Here is a 14,626-nt window from a genome sequence, read left to right as displayed (position 1 = left end):
GGAATGGAAGCGTTAAACACCATCGCCCGAAACCTGACCATGAAGCGCGAAACCGTAACCTGTGCCGAATCCTGCACGGGTGGGCTGCTTGCCGCCGCATTTACCAGTGTGGCAGGCAGTTCGCAATGGTTCGATCAAAGTTTTGTAACATACAGCAACAAAGCCAAAGAAGAACGTTTGGGTGTATCGCCGGCAACCCTGCTCGAATACGGCGCGGTCAGCCGCCAAACCGTCCGCGAGATGGCGCGAGGCGCACAAATTGCGGCTCAGGCGGATTACGCCGTCGGTATTTCCGGCATCGCAGGCCCTGGCGGCGGCAGCGAAAGCAAACCCGTCGGTACGGTTTGGTTCGGGTTTGCCTTTCCGGGCGGAAGTTGCGAAGCAATGCGCCGTTTTGACGGCAACCGCGAATCCGTCCGCGCGCAGGCGGTCGCCTTCGCGTTGGAAAGGTTGGCGGGGCTGGTTGAAAACGGCGGCGATGCCGTCTGAACAAAATCTCCGTCTGGACAAAATCCCCATCGGATAAAAAATGCCGTCTGAAACGTTTCGGGTTTCAGACGGCATTTTGTCGGGTTAGGCGGCGGTGCGGTTTATTTCACTTTGCCTTTCAATGCGCCGTAGCCTGCCGCGTCCATTTGTTCCAGCGGGATGAATTTCAGACTCGCGCCGTTGATGCAGTAGCGCAGTCCGCCTTTGTCGCGCGGGCCGTCGGGGAAGACGTGTCCCAAGTGTGAATCGGCGGCGTGGCTGCGCACTTCGGTGCGGCGCATGTTGTAGCTGAAATCGTCGTGTTCGGTAACGGATTTTGCATCAATCGGGCGCGTGAAGCTCGGCCAGCCGCAGCCGGAATCGAATTTGTCGGCGGAGCTGAACAGGGGTTCGCCGCTGACAACGTCCACATAAATGCCGGGTTTGAACAAATGGTCGTATTCGTGGCTGAAGGCGTATTCGGTCGCGCTGTTTTGGGTCACTTGGTACTGCTCTTCGGTCAGGGTGCGTTTGAGTTCGGCGTCACTCGGTTTTTTATACGTTGCCGCATCGAAGCCTTTGCCTTGCGGGGCGGTTTTGGTTTTGCCCTGCAGCGGTTCGTCGGCTTTGCGGATGTCGATGTGGCAGTAGCCGTTGGGGTTTTTAATCAGGTAGTCCTGATGGTATTCCTCAGCGTTGTAGAAGTTTTTCAGCGGCTCGTTTTCGACGACGAGGGGAAGTTTGTATTTTTGCTGCTCGCGTTTGAGGGCGGCGGCGATAACGGCTTTTTCGGCAGGGTCGGTGTAGTACACGCCGCTGCGGTATTGCGTGCCGGTGTCGTTGCCTTGTTTGTTGAGGCTGGTCGGATCGACGACGCGGAAATAGTATTGCAGGATGTCGTCGAGGCTGAGTTTGTCGGCATCGTAGGTAACTTTGACGGTTTCGGCGTGGCCCGTATGGCGGTAGGACACGTCTTCATAGCTTGGATTTTTCGTGTTGCCGTTGGCGTAGCCGGATACCGCGTCAACCACGCCGTCTATGCGTTGGAAATAGGCTTCCAAGCCCCAGAAGCAGCCGCCGGCGAGGTAGATGGTGCGCGTGTTCATGATTTTTGAATCCTTTTTCTGAGTGTCGGGTTTGTAGAACGAATGTTTCAAACTGCCCAAATCGGCATTCGGGTCGCGGATTAACGCCAACGCCTGCGCTTCGTTGATGCTGCCTTTGACGATGCGCTGCACGTCGCCGTCTTTACCGATTAACGCCCACGAGGGGTAAACGCTGATATTCAGGCTTTGGGCGATGGTGCCGCCGTTGTCGGTTACGACGGGCAGCTTGGGATAGTTCAAACCGGCATACCATTTTTGGAAGTCGCCGTCTTTTTTCTCGTGCAGAAAGCCCGGAGACGCGACGGTAATCAGGTTGGCGGAACCGAATTTTGCATCTTGCGCCCATTTTTCGGTCTGCCCCAATTCGGACAAACACAAAGGACACCAGCTTGCCCAGAATTTAATCAGCGTCGGTTTGTCTTTTTTCAAATAAACATCGGCGGGGCGGTTGTCTGCGGTTTTCAAAGTGGATAAAGTGTGCGGCACGGTCGCGGCTTCGGCATCGGCGATTTTGGGCGAACATGCGCCCAGCGCAAACAGGCAGCCGAACTTAGCGCAAAGGGAAAAGAAAGTACGGGGTTTCATTTTAATGTTTCCTGTGTGGACGGTTTGTATGATTAGACGTTTGAGATGCCGAAACCTTACAGCCCGGATTTTCAGACAACCTTGCCGCGTAAAATACGCTACAATACTCCCTATTTCAAGTTTCTAAAATTAAAAGGAAAATTCAATGTTCAGCTTCTTCCGTCGCAAGAAAAAACAGGAAACTCCGGCTCCAGAGGAGGCTCAAATTCAGGAAACCGCAGCAAAAGTAGAATCTGAAGTTGCTCAAATAGTTGAAGATATTAAAGAAGATGCTGAATCTTTAACGGAAAGCGTCAAAGGGCAGGTCGAATCGGCTGTTGAAACCGTCAGTGGTGCGGTTAAACAGGTAAAGGAAACCGTTGCCGAGATGCCGTCTGAAGCGGCTGAGGTTGCGGAAAAAGCAGCGGAACAAATCGAAGCGGTAAAAGAAGCCGTTGCCAAAACCGTCGGCGAGGCTGTCAAACAGGTTCAAGAAGCTGTTGCCGCGATGCCGTCTGAAGTGGCTGAAGCTGCTGAGGAAGCAGCAGAACAAGTCGAAGCGGCAAAAGAAGCTGTTGCCGAAACCGTCAGCGGTGCGGTTGAACAAGTAAAGGAAGCCGTTGCCGAAATGCCGTCTGAAGCAGAGGAAGCGGCTGAAAAAGCAGCGGAATATGTTGAATCCGCAAAAGAAGCCGTTGCCGAAACCGTCGGCGAGGTTGTTGAACAGGTTCAAGAAGCTGTTGCCGCAATGCCGTCTGAAGCTGCCGCGCCAACCGAAGAATCCAAACCGAGTTGGGCGGCGCGTTTGAAACAAGGCTTGACCAAATCGCGCGACAAAATGGCGAAATCGCTGGCGGGCGTGTTCGGCGGCGGGCAAATCGACGAAGATTTATACGAAGAGCTGGAAACCGTGCTGATTACCAGCGATATGGGCATGGAAGCGACGGAATACCTGATGAAAGACGTGCGCGACCGCGTCAGCCTCAAAGGGCTGAAAGACGGCAACGAATTGCGTGGCGCGCTGAAAGAAGCCTTGTACGACCTGATTAAGCCTCTGGAAAAACCGCTGGTGTTGCCCGAAACGAAAGAGCCTTTCGTGATTATGCTTGCCGGTATCAACGGCGCGGGCAAAACCACGTCTATCGGCAAACTTGCCAAATATTTCCAAGCGCAGGGTAAATCCGTATTGCTGGCGGCAGGCGACACCTTCCGTGCCGCCGCGCGTGAGCAGCTTCAGGCTTGGGGAGAACGCAACAACGTAACCGTGATTTCGCAAACCACGGGCGATTCCGCAGCCGTTTGTTTTGATGCCGTCCAAGCCGCCAAAGCGCGCGGCATCGACATTGTGCTGGCCGACACCGCCGGCCGTCTGCCCACGCAGCTTCACTTGATGGAAGAAATCAAAAAAGTGAAGCGTGTGTTGCAAAAAGCCATGCCCGACGCGCCGCACGAAATCATCGTCGTGCTTGATGCCAACATCGGGCAAAACGCCGTCAACCAAGTCAAAGCCTTTGACGACGCATTGGGGCTGACCGGTTTAATCGTTACCAAGCTAGACGGCACGGCAAAAGGCGGCATCCTCGCCGCGCTTGCCTCCGACCGTCCAGTTCCCGTCCGCTACATCGGCGTAGGCGAAGGCATAGACGATTTGCGCCCGTTTGACGCGCGCGCGTTTGTGGAAGCACTGCTGGATTGAGCCGAAATGCCGTCTGAAAACGGCAGGTTGGTGTTTGAGGGAGGCGGTGGAATCGGTAGTGGAAATTGGTGGAGTCGGTGGGCTGAAGCCCCCCCTACGGCACTGTAAGGTTAATTTGTAGGGGGGGCTTCAGCCCACCAACCCCACTCCTTCCCAAAAAATGCAAACACCCCCGCGCCTGACACATTTACCGTACAAAATACCGAAACCGCCTCATACGGTATTTCACAAACCTTAACCCCTGCGCGTAAAAAACGTATAAACCCGAAACCGTTGCCGCCGCATCCCCTATAATTTCATCCAATAAAAAAAACGAGGCACATATCATGGCGAAAAAATTCCCCATATTCCCCAAAAACCCCGAGCGCATCTGCTGGGGGTGCGACAAATATTGCCGCGAAGACGATTTACAGTGCGGCAACGGCTGCGAGCGCATCCAACACCCCATCGAGCTGGACGGGCGCGAGTGGTACAAAAAAGGCGACTGGAGCAACCTCTTGAGCGAGGAGCAGCAAATCGAGCTGGGCTTGAAAGAAGCCCCGAAACCCGCCAAACCCCATATCAAGCTCCCCCTCAAAAACAAAACCGCCTGATTCCCCTTTTCCCTGCCTGTGCCCGCCTTGCACCTGCCTGCCGAATACGGCGACCACAACGGTAATGAGGCAAACCGCCGCCCTTTCCGCCCCGTCGAAAACGGCGGATTTTTTTGCATCAAGGAAACAGCCCGACAGAAATACCGCTTCAACAAAGCCGTGTTGTAACGGCAGACTGATGCCGTCATTCCCGCGCAGGCGGGAATCCAAACCTTAAGGCAGTGGCAATATTTAAAGATTATCTGAAAGTTTGAGGTTCTAGATTCCCGTTTTCACGGGAATGACGAAAGGTTGCGAGAATCCGGCTTGTTCGGTTTCGGTTTTTTTGAGATTTCGGGTAATTTCCAAATCGTCATTCCCACGAAAGTGGGAATCCAGACCTGTCGGCACGGAAACTTATCGGGTAAAAAGGTTTCTCCAGTTCCGAGTCCTAGATTCCCGCTTTCGCGGGAATGACGAAGAGTTGCAGGAATGGCGAAGCTTCAGACGGCATCGTCCCTCACCGTCATTCCCGCGCAGGCGGGAATCCAGACCTTTGGGCGGCGGCAATATTCAAAGGTTATCTGAAAGTTTGAGGTTCTAGATTCCCGTTTTCACGGGAATGACGAAAGGTGGCGGGAATCCGGCTTGTTCGGTTTCGGTTTTTTTGAGATTTCGGGCAACTTCTAAACCGTCATTCCCGCGTAGGCGGGAATCCAGTGTGTTCGGTTTCAGTTGTTTTTGGGTTTCGGGTAATTTCCAAATCGTCATTCCCACGAAAGTGGGAATCCAGACCTGTCGGCACGGAAACTTATCGGGTAAAAAGGTTTCTCCAGTTCCGAGTCCTAGATTCCCACTTTCGTGGGAATGACGGAATGTAGGTTCGTGGGAATGACGGTTTAGGTATTTTTATAGAAAGCCGTAGGGGGGCTGTAGGGTGGGCTTCAGCCCACCAATCCACCAATTCATACCCATCCTACCAACTCACCCACTCCCAACCCATCCCAAAAAAAATGCAAACGCCCCCGCCCCTGACACATTAAACTGACAAAAAACGGCACATGACAAAAAATGTCAGCCAAAAACTGACCAAAAATGTCAAAAGTGACCAAAAACGTCAGCCCTGCGCCGAGCACGCCCTTTTAAAAAATCGCGAAAATAAAACCAAAATAATAAAAATATATTTTAAAAACAATAAATAATAAAAAAATTTAAAAAAATGCAGCGTTTGGCAAGATTTTGGCACGCCGATTGCTGTAAGAAAGACAAGCCGAAAGGCAAAGCAAAAAAGACTGATGGTCAAATACATTACGGGTTTTATAATTTTCCGGCAGATGCCGTAAAACGTTTTATTTTTCACTTAAACTTTAAACTAGGAGTTATCCCATGAAAGCAATCCAAAAAGGTTTCACCCTGATCGAGTTGATGATCGTTATCGCCATCGTAGGTATCTTGGCTGTTGTTGCCCTGCCTGCATACCAAGACTACACTGCACGTGCGCAAGTTTCTGAAGCCATCGTTTTGGCTGAAGGTCAAAAAGCTGCAGTTGCCGAATACTACGCAACCAACGGTCAATTCCCTACTTCTAATACAGATGCCGGTGTTGCTGCAGCATCTAATATCACAGGTAAATATGTTCAGCAAGTTGCAGTTGGTACTGGTGGTGTCATTACCGCAACCATAAAAAGTTCAGGTGTAAACACCGATATCAAATCTAAAACTGTTTCTTTGGAACCTGGTGTGGCTACTGTTGCGACAGGTGGTTCCGGTACTACATCTTCTAACGGTGCCTTCACTTGGAAATGTGGTCCAGGTAAAACTAACGGTGTTGACAAAAAATTCCTGCCTGCTACCTGCCGCGAAACTATCAGCTAATAGTTTAAGTATGGTCGGGGATAAGCCCGATAAGGCAAACAAAATGCCGTCTGAATCTGTTTCAGACGGCATTTTTTATTTCGGAGCTTGTTTTTTTATTCCTGCCTGTCTTTTCCTTGCTCCCGCCGTCCCTTTCCTTATTTCGTCATTCCCGCCACCTTCCGTCATTCCCGCGCAGGCGGGAATCTAGGTCTGTCGGTACAGAAACTTATCGGGTAAAACGGTTTCTTTAGATTTTACGTTCTGGATTCCCGCCTGCGCGGGGATGACGGTGCGGAGGGTGGACGATGCCGTCTGAAACTTCGCCATTCCCATGATTCCCGCCACCTTCCGTCATTCCCGTGCTTACCGCAACCTTTCGCCATTCCCGTCATTCCCGCCACTTTTCGTCATTCCCGCGAAAGCGGGAATCTAGAATCTCTAAAGCTTCAGCTAACCTTTGAATATTGCCGCTATCCCAAGGTCTAGATTCCCGCCTGCGCGGGAATGACGGTTTAGAAGTTGCCCGAAACCTCAAAAAAACCGAAACCGAACAAACCGGATTTCCGCAACATTCCGTCATTCCCGCCACCTTTCGTCATTCCCGTGAAAACGGGAATCTAGAACCTCAAACTTTCAGATAATCTTTGAATATTGCCACTGCCCAAAAGTCTAGATTCCCGCCTGCGCGGGAATGACGGGTCTTTTATCATCTTTAAATATTACTGTCGCCCAAAGGTCTGGATTCTCGCCTGCGCGGGAATGACGGCGGAGCCCGACGGGGTGAAAAAATACAGTTGCTTGTATTTACCCTACACAACGTCTTATTCACTATCTTGCAACCTGCCTAACAATCCGCCCTCTCTTACAAAATGCCGAAATTTTTTCAGGCTGCGTTTTGGGGCTGCCTGTGCGGAATTTGTCGGTAGGCGCGGTAGTAGGGTTCGAGCTGCCGGGCGATGAGTTGGAGCTGTTGGAGGAGAATATGGCTTTGCGCGCCGACGCTTTGCGCGCGCAGGCTGTCAAGTTCGCTACGCAGGCTGTCTAATTCTGCGTCGAAGCGGTCGGGTTCCATGTCGGGCAGGTTTTGGAAGATGTGTGCGGCGTGTTCCGCGGCATGGTAAAACCTGCCTGTAAAGTCGGGGCTGCACTCTTCGTGCATTTCGCTGCGGTATGCGCCGAGGGCGGAGATGTAGCCGGTCAGGGCGTAGCCGGTTTTGAGCAGGGTGAAGCCGGGTTGCAGGCTGCCGGCGAATTTTTCGGGTTCGCCGCTCATGTCGGAGAGGGTGCTGCTGAGGGCGGCGGTGTGTTCGTGGGCGCGGCGGCGGGTGGCGCGGTATTCGACGTCGTCGCCTGTTTCGCCGCTTTTGAGGCGTTCGGTGATTTTTTCGAGATAGGCGCCGTTGCTGCGTACGACAAGGGCGGCAGTGCGTTCGAGCGTGAGGTATTTCCAGTCGGGCCACAGGTAGCTGACCGCCGCCCAGGCAAGGGATGCGCCGATAATGGTGTCGATGATGCGCACGGGCATGGCGGCATATACGTCCAACCCTGCAAGCGACAGGCTGGTCAGTGCCTGAATGGTGATGAAAAATGTCGAGAAGCTGTATTTGTAGGTGCGGGTCATGAAGAACAGGGTGGTGCTGACGACGACGATCCAAAGCTTGGTTTCGACAGACGGGGTGAAGTAGGGGACGAGCGAGCCGACGATTACGCCGAGTACGGTACCGGCGATGCGCTGGCGGACGCGGCTTTTGGTGGCGGTGTAGTTGGGCTGGCAGACGAAAAGGGCGGTCAGCAGTATCCAGTAGCCGAGGTTGAGGTTGAGGGCTTCGACTATGGTGCAGGCGGCGGCAACGACGAGGGACAGGCGGACGGCATGGCGGAATACGCCTGATTCGAGGTTCAGCTGCGGACGGATTGCCTGCCAGGTGTTTTTGAGGCTGCCGGTCTCAATGGCGGCGATGCGGGTGTCGCCCATGCGGTCGTTTTCCACTTGAAGGCTGTTGTGCTGGAGTTGGCGGAATTGTTGGTCGACGCTGCCGAGGTTGTCGAGCAGGCGGCCGAGGTGGCGGATGTCGGGATTGTCGTTGCCGTCTGAAAGGAGGCGCAGCGACTGGCGGCAGCCTTCGATGGCGCGGCCGAGGCGTTTGCTGTATGTGTAGTCTTTGCCCGCCCTGAGTGCTTGGGCGGTATTGCGGCATGCCTGCCCCTGCATTTCGAGCAGGCGGTGGATGCGGAAGATGATGTCGGTGTTTTTGAATTTTTCGGACATTTCCTGATAATCGACGTGGGCGGAACTGATGCGTTCGTGTATGTCTTGGGCGGCAAAGTAGTAGCGCAGCATTTTGGCTGTGCGCGGGTGGCGGTGTTTGCCGCGAAGGCGGTAAAACAGGGCGGAACGGCATTGGTTGAAGGCGGTGATGACGCTGGTGTTGCTCATGGCGAGGTCGATGTGGCGGTTGCCTATCCATTCGGCTTCGTCGGGATCGAAAAAGTCGGCTTTGGCTTCGAGGTAGCTGCCGAGCGCTTCGTAGGCGTTGGCGACGTTTTCTTGAACGGGGCGGTGGGGCAGGATGATTTGGAACAGGATGATGGCGGTGCTGTACAGTACGGTGCCGCAGAGAATCATAAAGGGGTTGGTCAGCCAGTAGGTTTCTGGGGTGTAGGTAAGTGTGGTGTAGGTGGCGACGGCGAGTGCGCCGAAGGCGAAAGTGCGGTATTTGAGCCCGACCGCGCCTAAAATGGTGAAGCCGAAGGTCATGAGGGTCATGGCGATGATGAAGGGCAGCCCTGTGCCGAGGGTGCTTTGCGCCGTGAGCGAGGAGAGGGTGAACAGGGCGACGGAGGCAATGATGTTTTTCAGCCGTCCGGTCAGGCGGTTGTCTAAATCGACAAGGCCGCCGGCAATAATGCCGAGTACGAAGGGCATGGCGAGCTTGGGTTCGCCTATCTGTAGGACGGTGGCGGCGGCGGTAAAGACGCTGGCGAAAACGGGAAGTGAGGTAATGAGCAGAGGCTTGAGGGGTGGGGTTTTCATGGTTTTACCGGTTTATTGTTATGAAGTGAATAAAGTGTAGCACATGAATGGGGCGGATAAAATCATGCCGTCTGAAAACGGGGATGCGGTTTTCAGACGGCATTGGGTTTTACGGATTAGGAAACGAGGTTGAGGTCGTTAATCCTGTCGTAAAGGAGTTCGGGCATTTTGCCTTCTTCGTACAGTTGGATGTGCAATCGCAGGTTGTTGGCGGAAACGGACTGACGCAGGGCTTCTTCGTAACTGATGATGCCGTGACGGTACAGTTCGAAAAGGTTTTGGTCCATCGTCTGCATTCCGTCGGTTTTGGCGGTTTCCATGATTTTATTGATGTTCATCAGGTCGCCCTTCAGGATGAAGTCTTGGATGGCGGGCGTGTTGATGAGCAAATCGACAACCGCCGTCCTGCCCGTTTTGTCTTTTTTGAGGGCGAGACGTTGGCAGACGATACCGGACAGGTTGAGGGCGATGTCGATCAGTATTTGCTTGTGCTGTTCTTTGGGGTAGAAGTTGAGTATGCGTTCGAGCGACTGCGGCGCGGTGTTGGCGTGGAGCGTAAAAATGCACAGGTGGCCGGTTTGGGCGAGCTGCATTGCGTATTCCATATTTTCCCTGCTGCGGACTTCGCCGATGCAGACCACGTCGGGGGACTGGCGCATAGCGTTTTGTACCGCCGTCTGCCAGTTTATGGTGTCGACGCCGATTTCGCGCTGGGTAAAGATGCAGCGGCGCGGTTTGTAGATAAACTCTATCGGGTCTTCGATGGTAACGATATGGCCGGGCAGGGTTTTGTTGCGGTGTTCGAGCATAGTCGCCATCGTGGTGGATTTGCCCGAACCGGTAGGTCCGACGATAATCAACAGCCCGCGCGGCGCGACGGCGAGGTCTTTAAGTTTTTCGGGCAGGCCCAATTCCTGCATTTGCGGGATGATGTGGTTGATGCGCCGCAAAACCAAACCTGCGTGGCCTTGGCTGTGGTAGGCGTTGGCGCGGTAGCGCGTGCCGCTGCGCGATTGGACGGAGTAGTTGATTTCGCCGTCGCGCCGGAATATTTCCGATTGTTCGGCGTTCATCGTCGATGCGGTGATGGCGGCGGTTTCCTCGCCCGTCAGAGCCTTTTGCGGCTGCGGGGTTAATGCGCCGTTGATTTTCAACGAGGGCGGGAATCCTTTGCTGATAAGGATGTCGGACGCGCTTTGCGCTTCTGCGGTTTCGCACAGGCGGTCGAGCAGCGGGTGGAGGTGTGCGCCGATTTCGGCTGGGGTTTCGGATCGGCTTTGTTTTTTTTGAGAATACACTTGAACCATTTCGTCCAAGATGTCGTGCAGGTTATTGGTACTCATCGTTAACTTCTTTTCAGTTTAAGCCTTGCAGTTTGCGGTGGCAGGTTTCAATAGGAAGGCGGACGCTTCCTGTTCGGAAGGGTATGCCGAGCTGGATACCGCGTCCCGCCCCGCGTGTTTGCGCCTTGTTTTCCCGCCGGTATGGCCGGAAGGCGGTTGTGTGTCAGAAACTCATACTTTCGCTGTTTTGCGCGCGTTTGCGTGCGACTTCCGGTGCAATCAGCCCTTGGCGCACCAGCGATTGCAGCGATTGGTCCATCGTCTGCATACCGCTCGCCTGCCCGGTTTGCAGGACGGAGTTAATCTGCGCGATTTTGTTTTCGCGGATGAGGTTGCGGACGGCGGGGTTGGAAATCAGGATTTCGTGCGAGGCGACACGGCCGTTGCCGTCGCGCGTTTTCAGCAGGTTTTGGGAGATGACGGCGGTCAGTGATTCGGACAGCATAGAGCGCACCATTTCCTTTTCCCCCGCCGGGAATACGTCCACGATACGGTCGACGGTTTTTGCCGCGCCGGTCGTGTGCAGCGTGCCGAAAACCAAGTGTCCGGTTTCGGCGGCGGTCAGTGCCAAGCCGATGGTTTCGGGGTCGCGCATCTCGCCGACCAGGATAACGTCGGGGTCTTCGCGCAATGCGGAACTCAGCGCGTTGGCGAAACTGAGGGTGTGCTGGTGCAGCTCGCGTTGGTTAATCAGGGATTTTTTGCTTTGGTGGACGAATTCGATCGGGTCTTCGATGGTCAGGATGTGTGCCGGCTGGGTTTCGTTAATGTAGTTGATCATCGCGGCAAGCGTGGTGGATTTGCCCGAACCGGTGGGGCCGGTAACCAATACCATGCCGCGCGGCGATTCTGCGATTTTTTGGAAAATGCGCGGGGCTTTCAATTCTTCCAGCGATAAGACGGTGCTGGGAATGGTGCGGAATACGGCGGCGGGGCCGCGGCCGGTGTTGAAGGCGTTGACGCGGAATCGGGCAACGTTGGGCAGTTCGAACGAGAAGTCGACTTCCAAGTTTTGCTGGTAGATTTTCCGCTGGTGGTCGTTCATAACGGAGGTAACCATATTGCCGACCTCTTCCGCGCTCATTTCGGGAAGGTTGATGCGCCGCATATCGCCGTGAACCCGAATCATAGGGGATATGCCCGAACTCAGGTGAAGGTCGGATGCTTTGTTTTTAACGCCGAAGGCGAGTAAGTCGGTAATCTGCATAATGCGGCTCTGTTTAGTATAATGTTTCGATTGGTTGGAATGATTCTAACAACCTTGATTGTACCGCCCTGACTGGAGGGGTTTCAACTGTTTAATCATTTTTAATAGGGGATAATCTATGACGGTGTTGCAACAGCGTTATCGGGAGGTGTCCGACCGTATCGGAAAATTGGTTCTGCAGGCGGGAAGGAAGCCGCATTCTGTCAGCCTGATTGCCGTCAGTAAGACTTTCCCTTCAGACGGCATCCGCGAAGTTTACGCCGCCGGACAGCGTGATTTCGGCGAGAACTATATTCAGGAGTGGTACGGTAAAACGGAAGAGTTGGCGGATTTGCCCGACATCGTGTGGCACGTCATCGGAGATGTGCAGTCCAACAAAACCAAATTTGTCGCCGAACGCGCGCATTGGGTGCATACCGTATGCCGTCTGAAAACCGCCCGCCGTTTGAGCGAACAGCGCCTTTCCTCAATGCCGCCTTTGCAGGTGTGTATCGAGGTGAATATTGCGGGCGAGGCGGCGAAACACGGTGTCGCGCCCGAAGAAGCGGTCGCGCTTGCGGTCGAAGTGGCGAAGTTGCCGAATATCGTCGTACGCGGCTTGATGTGTGTTGCCAAAGCCAATAGCAGTGAAGCGGAGTTGAAAACTCAGTTTCAGACCATGCAAAAGCTGCTTGCCGACCTCAATGCGGCTGGCGTTAAGGCGGACGTGCTGTCTATGGGGATGTCGGACGATATGCCTACCGCCATTGAGTGCGGTGCGACACACGTCCGTATCGGCAGCGCGATTTTCGGGAAAAGGGGATGATAGAAATTCGGGCAATAAAATATACGGCAACGGTTGTGGTGCTTGCATTTACGGTTGCAGGCTGTCAGTTGGCGGGTTGGTATGAGTGTTCGTCCCTCACCGGTTGGTGTAAGCCGAGAAAACCGGCCGCCATCGATTTTTGGGATATTGGCGGTGAGAAAGAACCTTCCGTCGAAGATTACCGGACACCGCTTGCAGACGGCAATTATTCTGTAAATGCAAGTGAATACGAGTTTGCACAAAGTTCTTATTTTCATCGGAAGATTGAAAAATTTGAGGCATGTAAATTGGATTGGGGTACACGCGACAAACGGCCTTTAATCGAAACCTTCAGGAAGGAAGGATTTGACTGTTTGGAAAAGCAGGGGTTGCGGCGCAACGGTCTGTCCGAGCGTGTCCGATGGTAAAAAGTTGGAAGTTTTTGAAAACATAAATTTGAATAGAATGGAAACGGAGTGGAAACAAGAAACATCTATTTTCTCGGCGGCGGTAATATGGCGGCTGCCGTTGCGGGCGGATTGGTCAAACAAGGGGGATACCGCATCCATATAGCCAATCGGGGTGCGGAAAAGCGCGAACGTTTGGAAAAAGAGTTGGGGGTCGAAACTTCTGAAACCTTGCCGGAGCTTCATTCCGACGATGTTTTAATCCTTGCCGTCAAACCGCAGGATATGAAAGCCGCGTGCAAAAATATCCGCACCAACGGCGCATTGGTGCTTTCTGTCGCAGCCGGATTGTCAGTCGATACGCTCAGCCGTTACCTCGGGGGAACACGCCGCATTGTCCGAGTTATGCCGAATACACCCGGAAAAATCGGGCTGGGCGTATCCGGTATGTATGCCGAAGCGGAAGTATCGGAAACAGACCGCAAAATTGCCGATCGAATGATGAAATCTGTCGGTTTGACTGTTTGGTTGGACGATGAGGAAAAAATGCACAGCATCACCGGCATCAGCGGCAGCGGGCCGGCTTATGTGTTTTATCTGCTGGATGCTTTGCAGAATGCTGCTATCCGACAAGGGTTTGATATGGCAGAAGCACGTGCACTCAGCCTGGCAACATTCAAAGGAGCGGTTGCCCTTGCCGAACAGACGGGTGAAGATTTCGAGAAGCTTCAAAAAAATGTAACGTCAAAAGGCGGGACAACCCACGAAGCCGTGGAAGCCTTCAGACGGCATCGTGTCGCCGAAGCCATAAATGAAGGCGTTTGTGCCTGTGTGCGCCGTTCGCAGGAAATGGAACGGCAATATCAATAATGTAAAGAAAATAAAAAAACCAATCCAAAACGTGTTATGATGCGCGTTTTCAAAAACGCCTTAGGCAATAAGCCTTATAAAAATCAAAGGAATAAAGCCACTTTGTGGTGCTTTTTTTCGGTGAACCGAGAGGACATACATTATGGCAAAGCTGACAGAACAAGATATTTTGAATTGGAATGGGCCGGAAGACGATTATATGAATGACGACCATTTGGCTTTTTTTCGTGAATTGCTGGTTAAAATGCAAGATGAACTCATAGAGAATGCATCTGTTACGACAGGGCACCTCCAGGAACATGAATCAACCCCTGATCCTGCTGACCGTGCTACGCAGGAGGAAGAGTATGCATTGGAACTTCGTACACGGGATAGGGAGCGTAAACTCCTTAGTAAAATACAGGCAACCATCCGCAATATAGATGAAGGGGATTATGGATTCTGTGCTGATACAGGGGAGCCTATCGGTCTGAAGCGGCTGCTGGCACGCCCGACAGCCACTTTATCCGTAGAGGCGCAAGAGCGGCGTGAGAGAATGAAAAAACAGTTTGCCGACTGATAGCGGCAAACAAAATGCCGTCTGAAGCCCCAAGTTTCAGACGGCATATTCACAAAGGCGCACCAGTCAGAGGAGGGGGAGGAAGGGATTATTGGGGGTGGTGCAGCATTTGGCAGAAATAAAAAACCTTATCCGACAGAGATATGACAACATTTCCCG

At 53.3% G+C, this 14,626-nt stretch carries 14 protein-coding genes; 9 read left to right on the top strand and 5 right to left on the bottom strand.

The window, feature by feature from the left end:
* Nucleotides 1-3: 3 nt before the first annotated feature.
* Entirely contained in the window at nt 4-489 is a 486-nt protein-coding gene (locus tag ACRPFF_RS01930) for a CinA family protein (protein ID WP_432673679.1), read from the top strand.
* A 101-nt stretch (nt 490-590) separates the two neighbouring features.
* Here ACRPFF_RS01930 and msrAB read toward each other — a convergent pair whose 3' ends face one another.
* A complete protein-coding gene (gene msrAB / locus ACRPFF_RS01925; RefSeq protein ID WP_432673652.1) occupies nt 591-2,159 on the bottom strand; it encodes a bifunctional peptide-methionine (S)-S-oxide reductase MsrA/peptide-methionine (R)-S-oxide reductase MsrB in 1,569 nt (522 codons plus the stop codon).
* Nucleotides 2,160-2,304: 145 nt separating this feature from the next.
* On the opposite strand from msrAB, the gene ftsY reads away from it, so the two are divergent.
* The 4 genes from ftsY (at nt 2,305) to ACRPFF_RS01905 (ending at nt 6,281) form a co-directional block, all read left to right on the top strand.
* On the top strand, nt 2,305-3,834 hold the full coding sequence (ftsY, locus tag ACRPFF_RS01920) for a signal recognition particle-docking protein FtsY (RefSeq protein ID WP_432673651.1): 1,530 nt from the start codon (nt 2,305-2,307) through the stop codon (nt 3,832-3,834).
* Between the two features lie 326 nt (nt 3,835-4,160).
* Complete coding sequence (locus ACRPFF_RS01915; RefSeq protein ID WP_432673650.1) at nt 4,161-4,427, top strand: DUF3079 domain-containing protein; 267 nt, start codon at nt 4,161-4,163, stop codon at nt 4,425-4,427.
* Nucleotides 4,428-4,445: 18 nt separating this feature from the next.
* A complete protein-coding gene (locus tag ACRPFF_RS01910; RefSeq protein ID WP_432673649.1) occupies nt 4,446-4,595 on the top strand; it encodes a hypothetical protein in 150 nt (49 codons plus the stop codon).
* Between the two features lie 1,197 nt (nt 4,596-5,792).
* Nucleotides 5,793-6,281, top strand: a complete 489-nt coding sequence (locus ACRPFF_RS01905) for a pilin (protein WP_432673648.1) — start codon at nt 5,793-5,795, stop codon at nt 6,279-6,281.
* 186 nt (nt 6,282-6,467) lie between these two features.
* Here the strand turns inward: ACRPFF_RS01905 and ACRPFF_RS01900 are convergent, their stop codons facing one another.
* The 4 genes from ACRPFF_RS01900 to pilT all read right to left on the bottom strand — a co-directional run bounded on the left by ACRPFF_RS01900 (nt 6,468) and on the right by pilT (nt 11,847).
* Complete coding sequence (locus ACRPFF_RS01900) at nt 6,468-6,608, bottom strand: hypothetical protein (protein WP_432673647.1); 141 nt, start codon at nt 6,606-6,608, stop codon at nt 6,468-6,470.
* A gap of 538 nt (nt 6,609-7,146) precedes the next feature.
* Complete coding sequence (yccS, locus tag ACRPFF_RS01895; RefSeq protein ID WP_432673646.1) at nt 7,147-9,297, bottom strand: YccS family putative transporter; 2,151 nt, start codon at nt 9,295-9,297, stop codon at nt 7,147-7,149.
* Between the two features lie 116 nt (nt 9,298-9,413).
* The gene (locus tag ACRPFF_RS01890) at nt 9,414-10,640 is read right to left on the bottom strand and encodes a PilT/PilU family type 4a pilus ATPase (protein ID WP_308031851.1); all 1,227 of its coding nucleotides are present in this window, start codon (nt 10,638-10,640) and stop codon (nt 9,414-9,416) included.
* 163 nt (nt 10,641-10,803) lie between these two features.
* Nucleotides 10,804-11,847 carry a type IV pilus twitching motility protein PilT gene (gene pilT / locus ACRPFF_RS01885; RefSeq protein WP_003753675.1) on the bottom strand — a complete coding sequence of 348 codons (1,044 nt, stop codon included), beginning with the start codon at nt 11,845-11,847 and terminating at the stop codon, nt 10,804-10,806.
* A gap of 118 nt (nt 11,848-11,965) precedes the next feature.
* Here pilT and ACRPFF_RS01880 point away from each other — a divergent pair, with 118 nt between their 5' ends.
* The 4 genes from ACRPFF_RS01880 (at nt 11,966) to dksA (ending at nt 14,467) form a co-directional block, all read left to right on the top strand.
* Nucleotides 11,966-12,652, top strand: a complete 687-nt coding sequence (locus ACRPFF_RS01880; protein WP_432673645.1) for a YggS family pyridoxal phosphate-dependent enzyme — start codon at nt 11,966-11,968, stop codon at nt 12,650-12,652.
* The gene (locus ACRPFF_RS01875; RefSeq protein WP_432673678.1) at nt 12,652-13,059 is read left to right on the top strand and encodes an RNA-binding protein; all 408 of its coding nucleotides are present in this window, start codon (nt 12,652-12,654) and stop codon (nt 13,057-13,059) included. The genes ACRPFF_RS01880 and ACRPFF_RS01875 overlap by 1 nt, the downstream gene beginning before the upstream one ends.
* A gap of 48 nt (nt 13,060-13,107) precedes the next feature.
* Nucleotides 13,108-13,908 carry a pyrroline-5-carboxylate reductase gene (gene proC / locus ACRPFF_RS01870; RefSeq protein WP_002250923.1) on the top strand — a complete coding sequence of 267 codons (801 nt, stop codon included), beginning with the start codon at nt 13,108-13,110 and terminating at the stop codon, nt 13,906-13,908.
* Nucleotides 13,909-14,050: 142 nt separating this feature from the next.
* A complete protein-coding gene (gene dksA, locus ACRPFF_RS01865) occupies nt 14,051-14,467 on the top strand; it encodes an RNA polymerase-binding protein DksA (protein ID WP_002250919.1) in 417 nt (138 codons plus the stop codon).
* Nucleotides 14,468-14,626: the final 159 nt, after the last annotated feature.

Origin of the sequence: Neisseria sp. SLRRB23, assembly GCF_050896295.1 — a bacterium.
Taxonomy (GTDB): Bacteria; Pseudomonadota; Gammaproteobacteria; order Burkholderiales; family Neisseriaceae; genus Neisseria.
The sequence above is the reverse complement of the archived record's forward strand: the minus strand, read 5'-3'. Positions and strand labels throughout refer to the sequence as shown.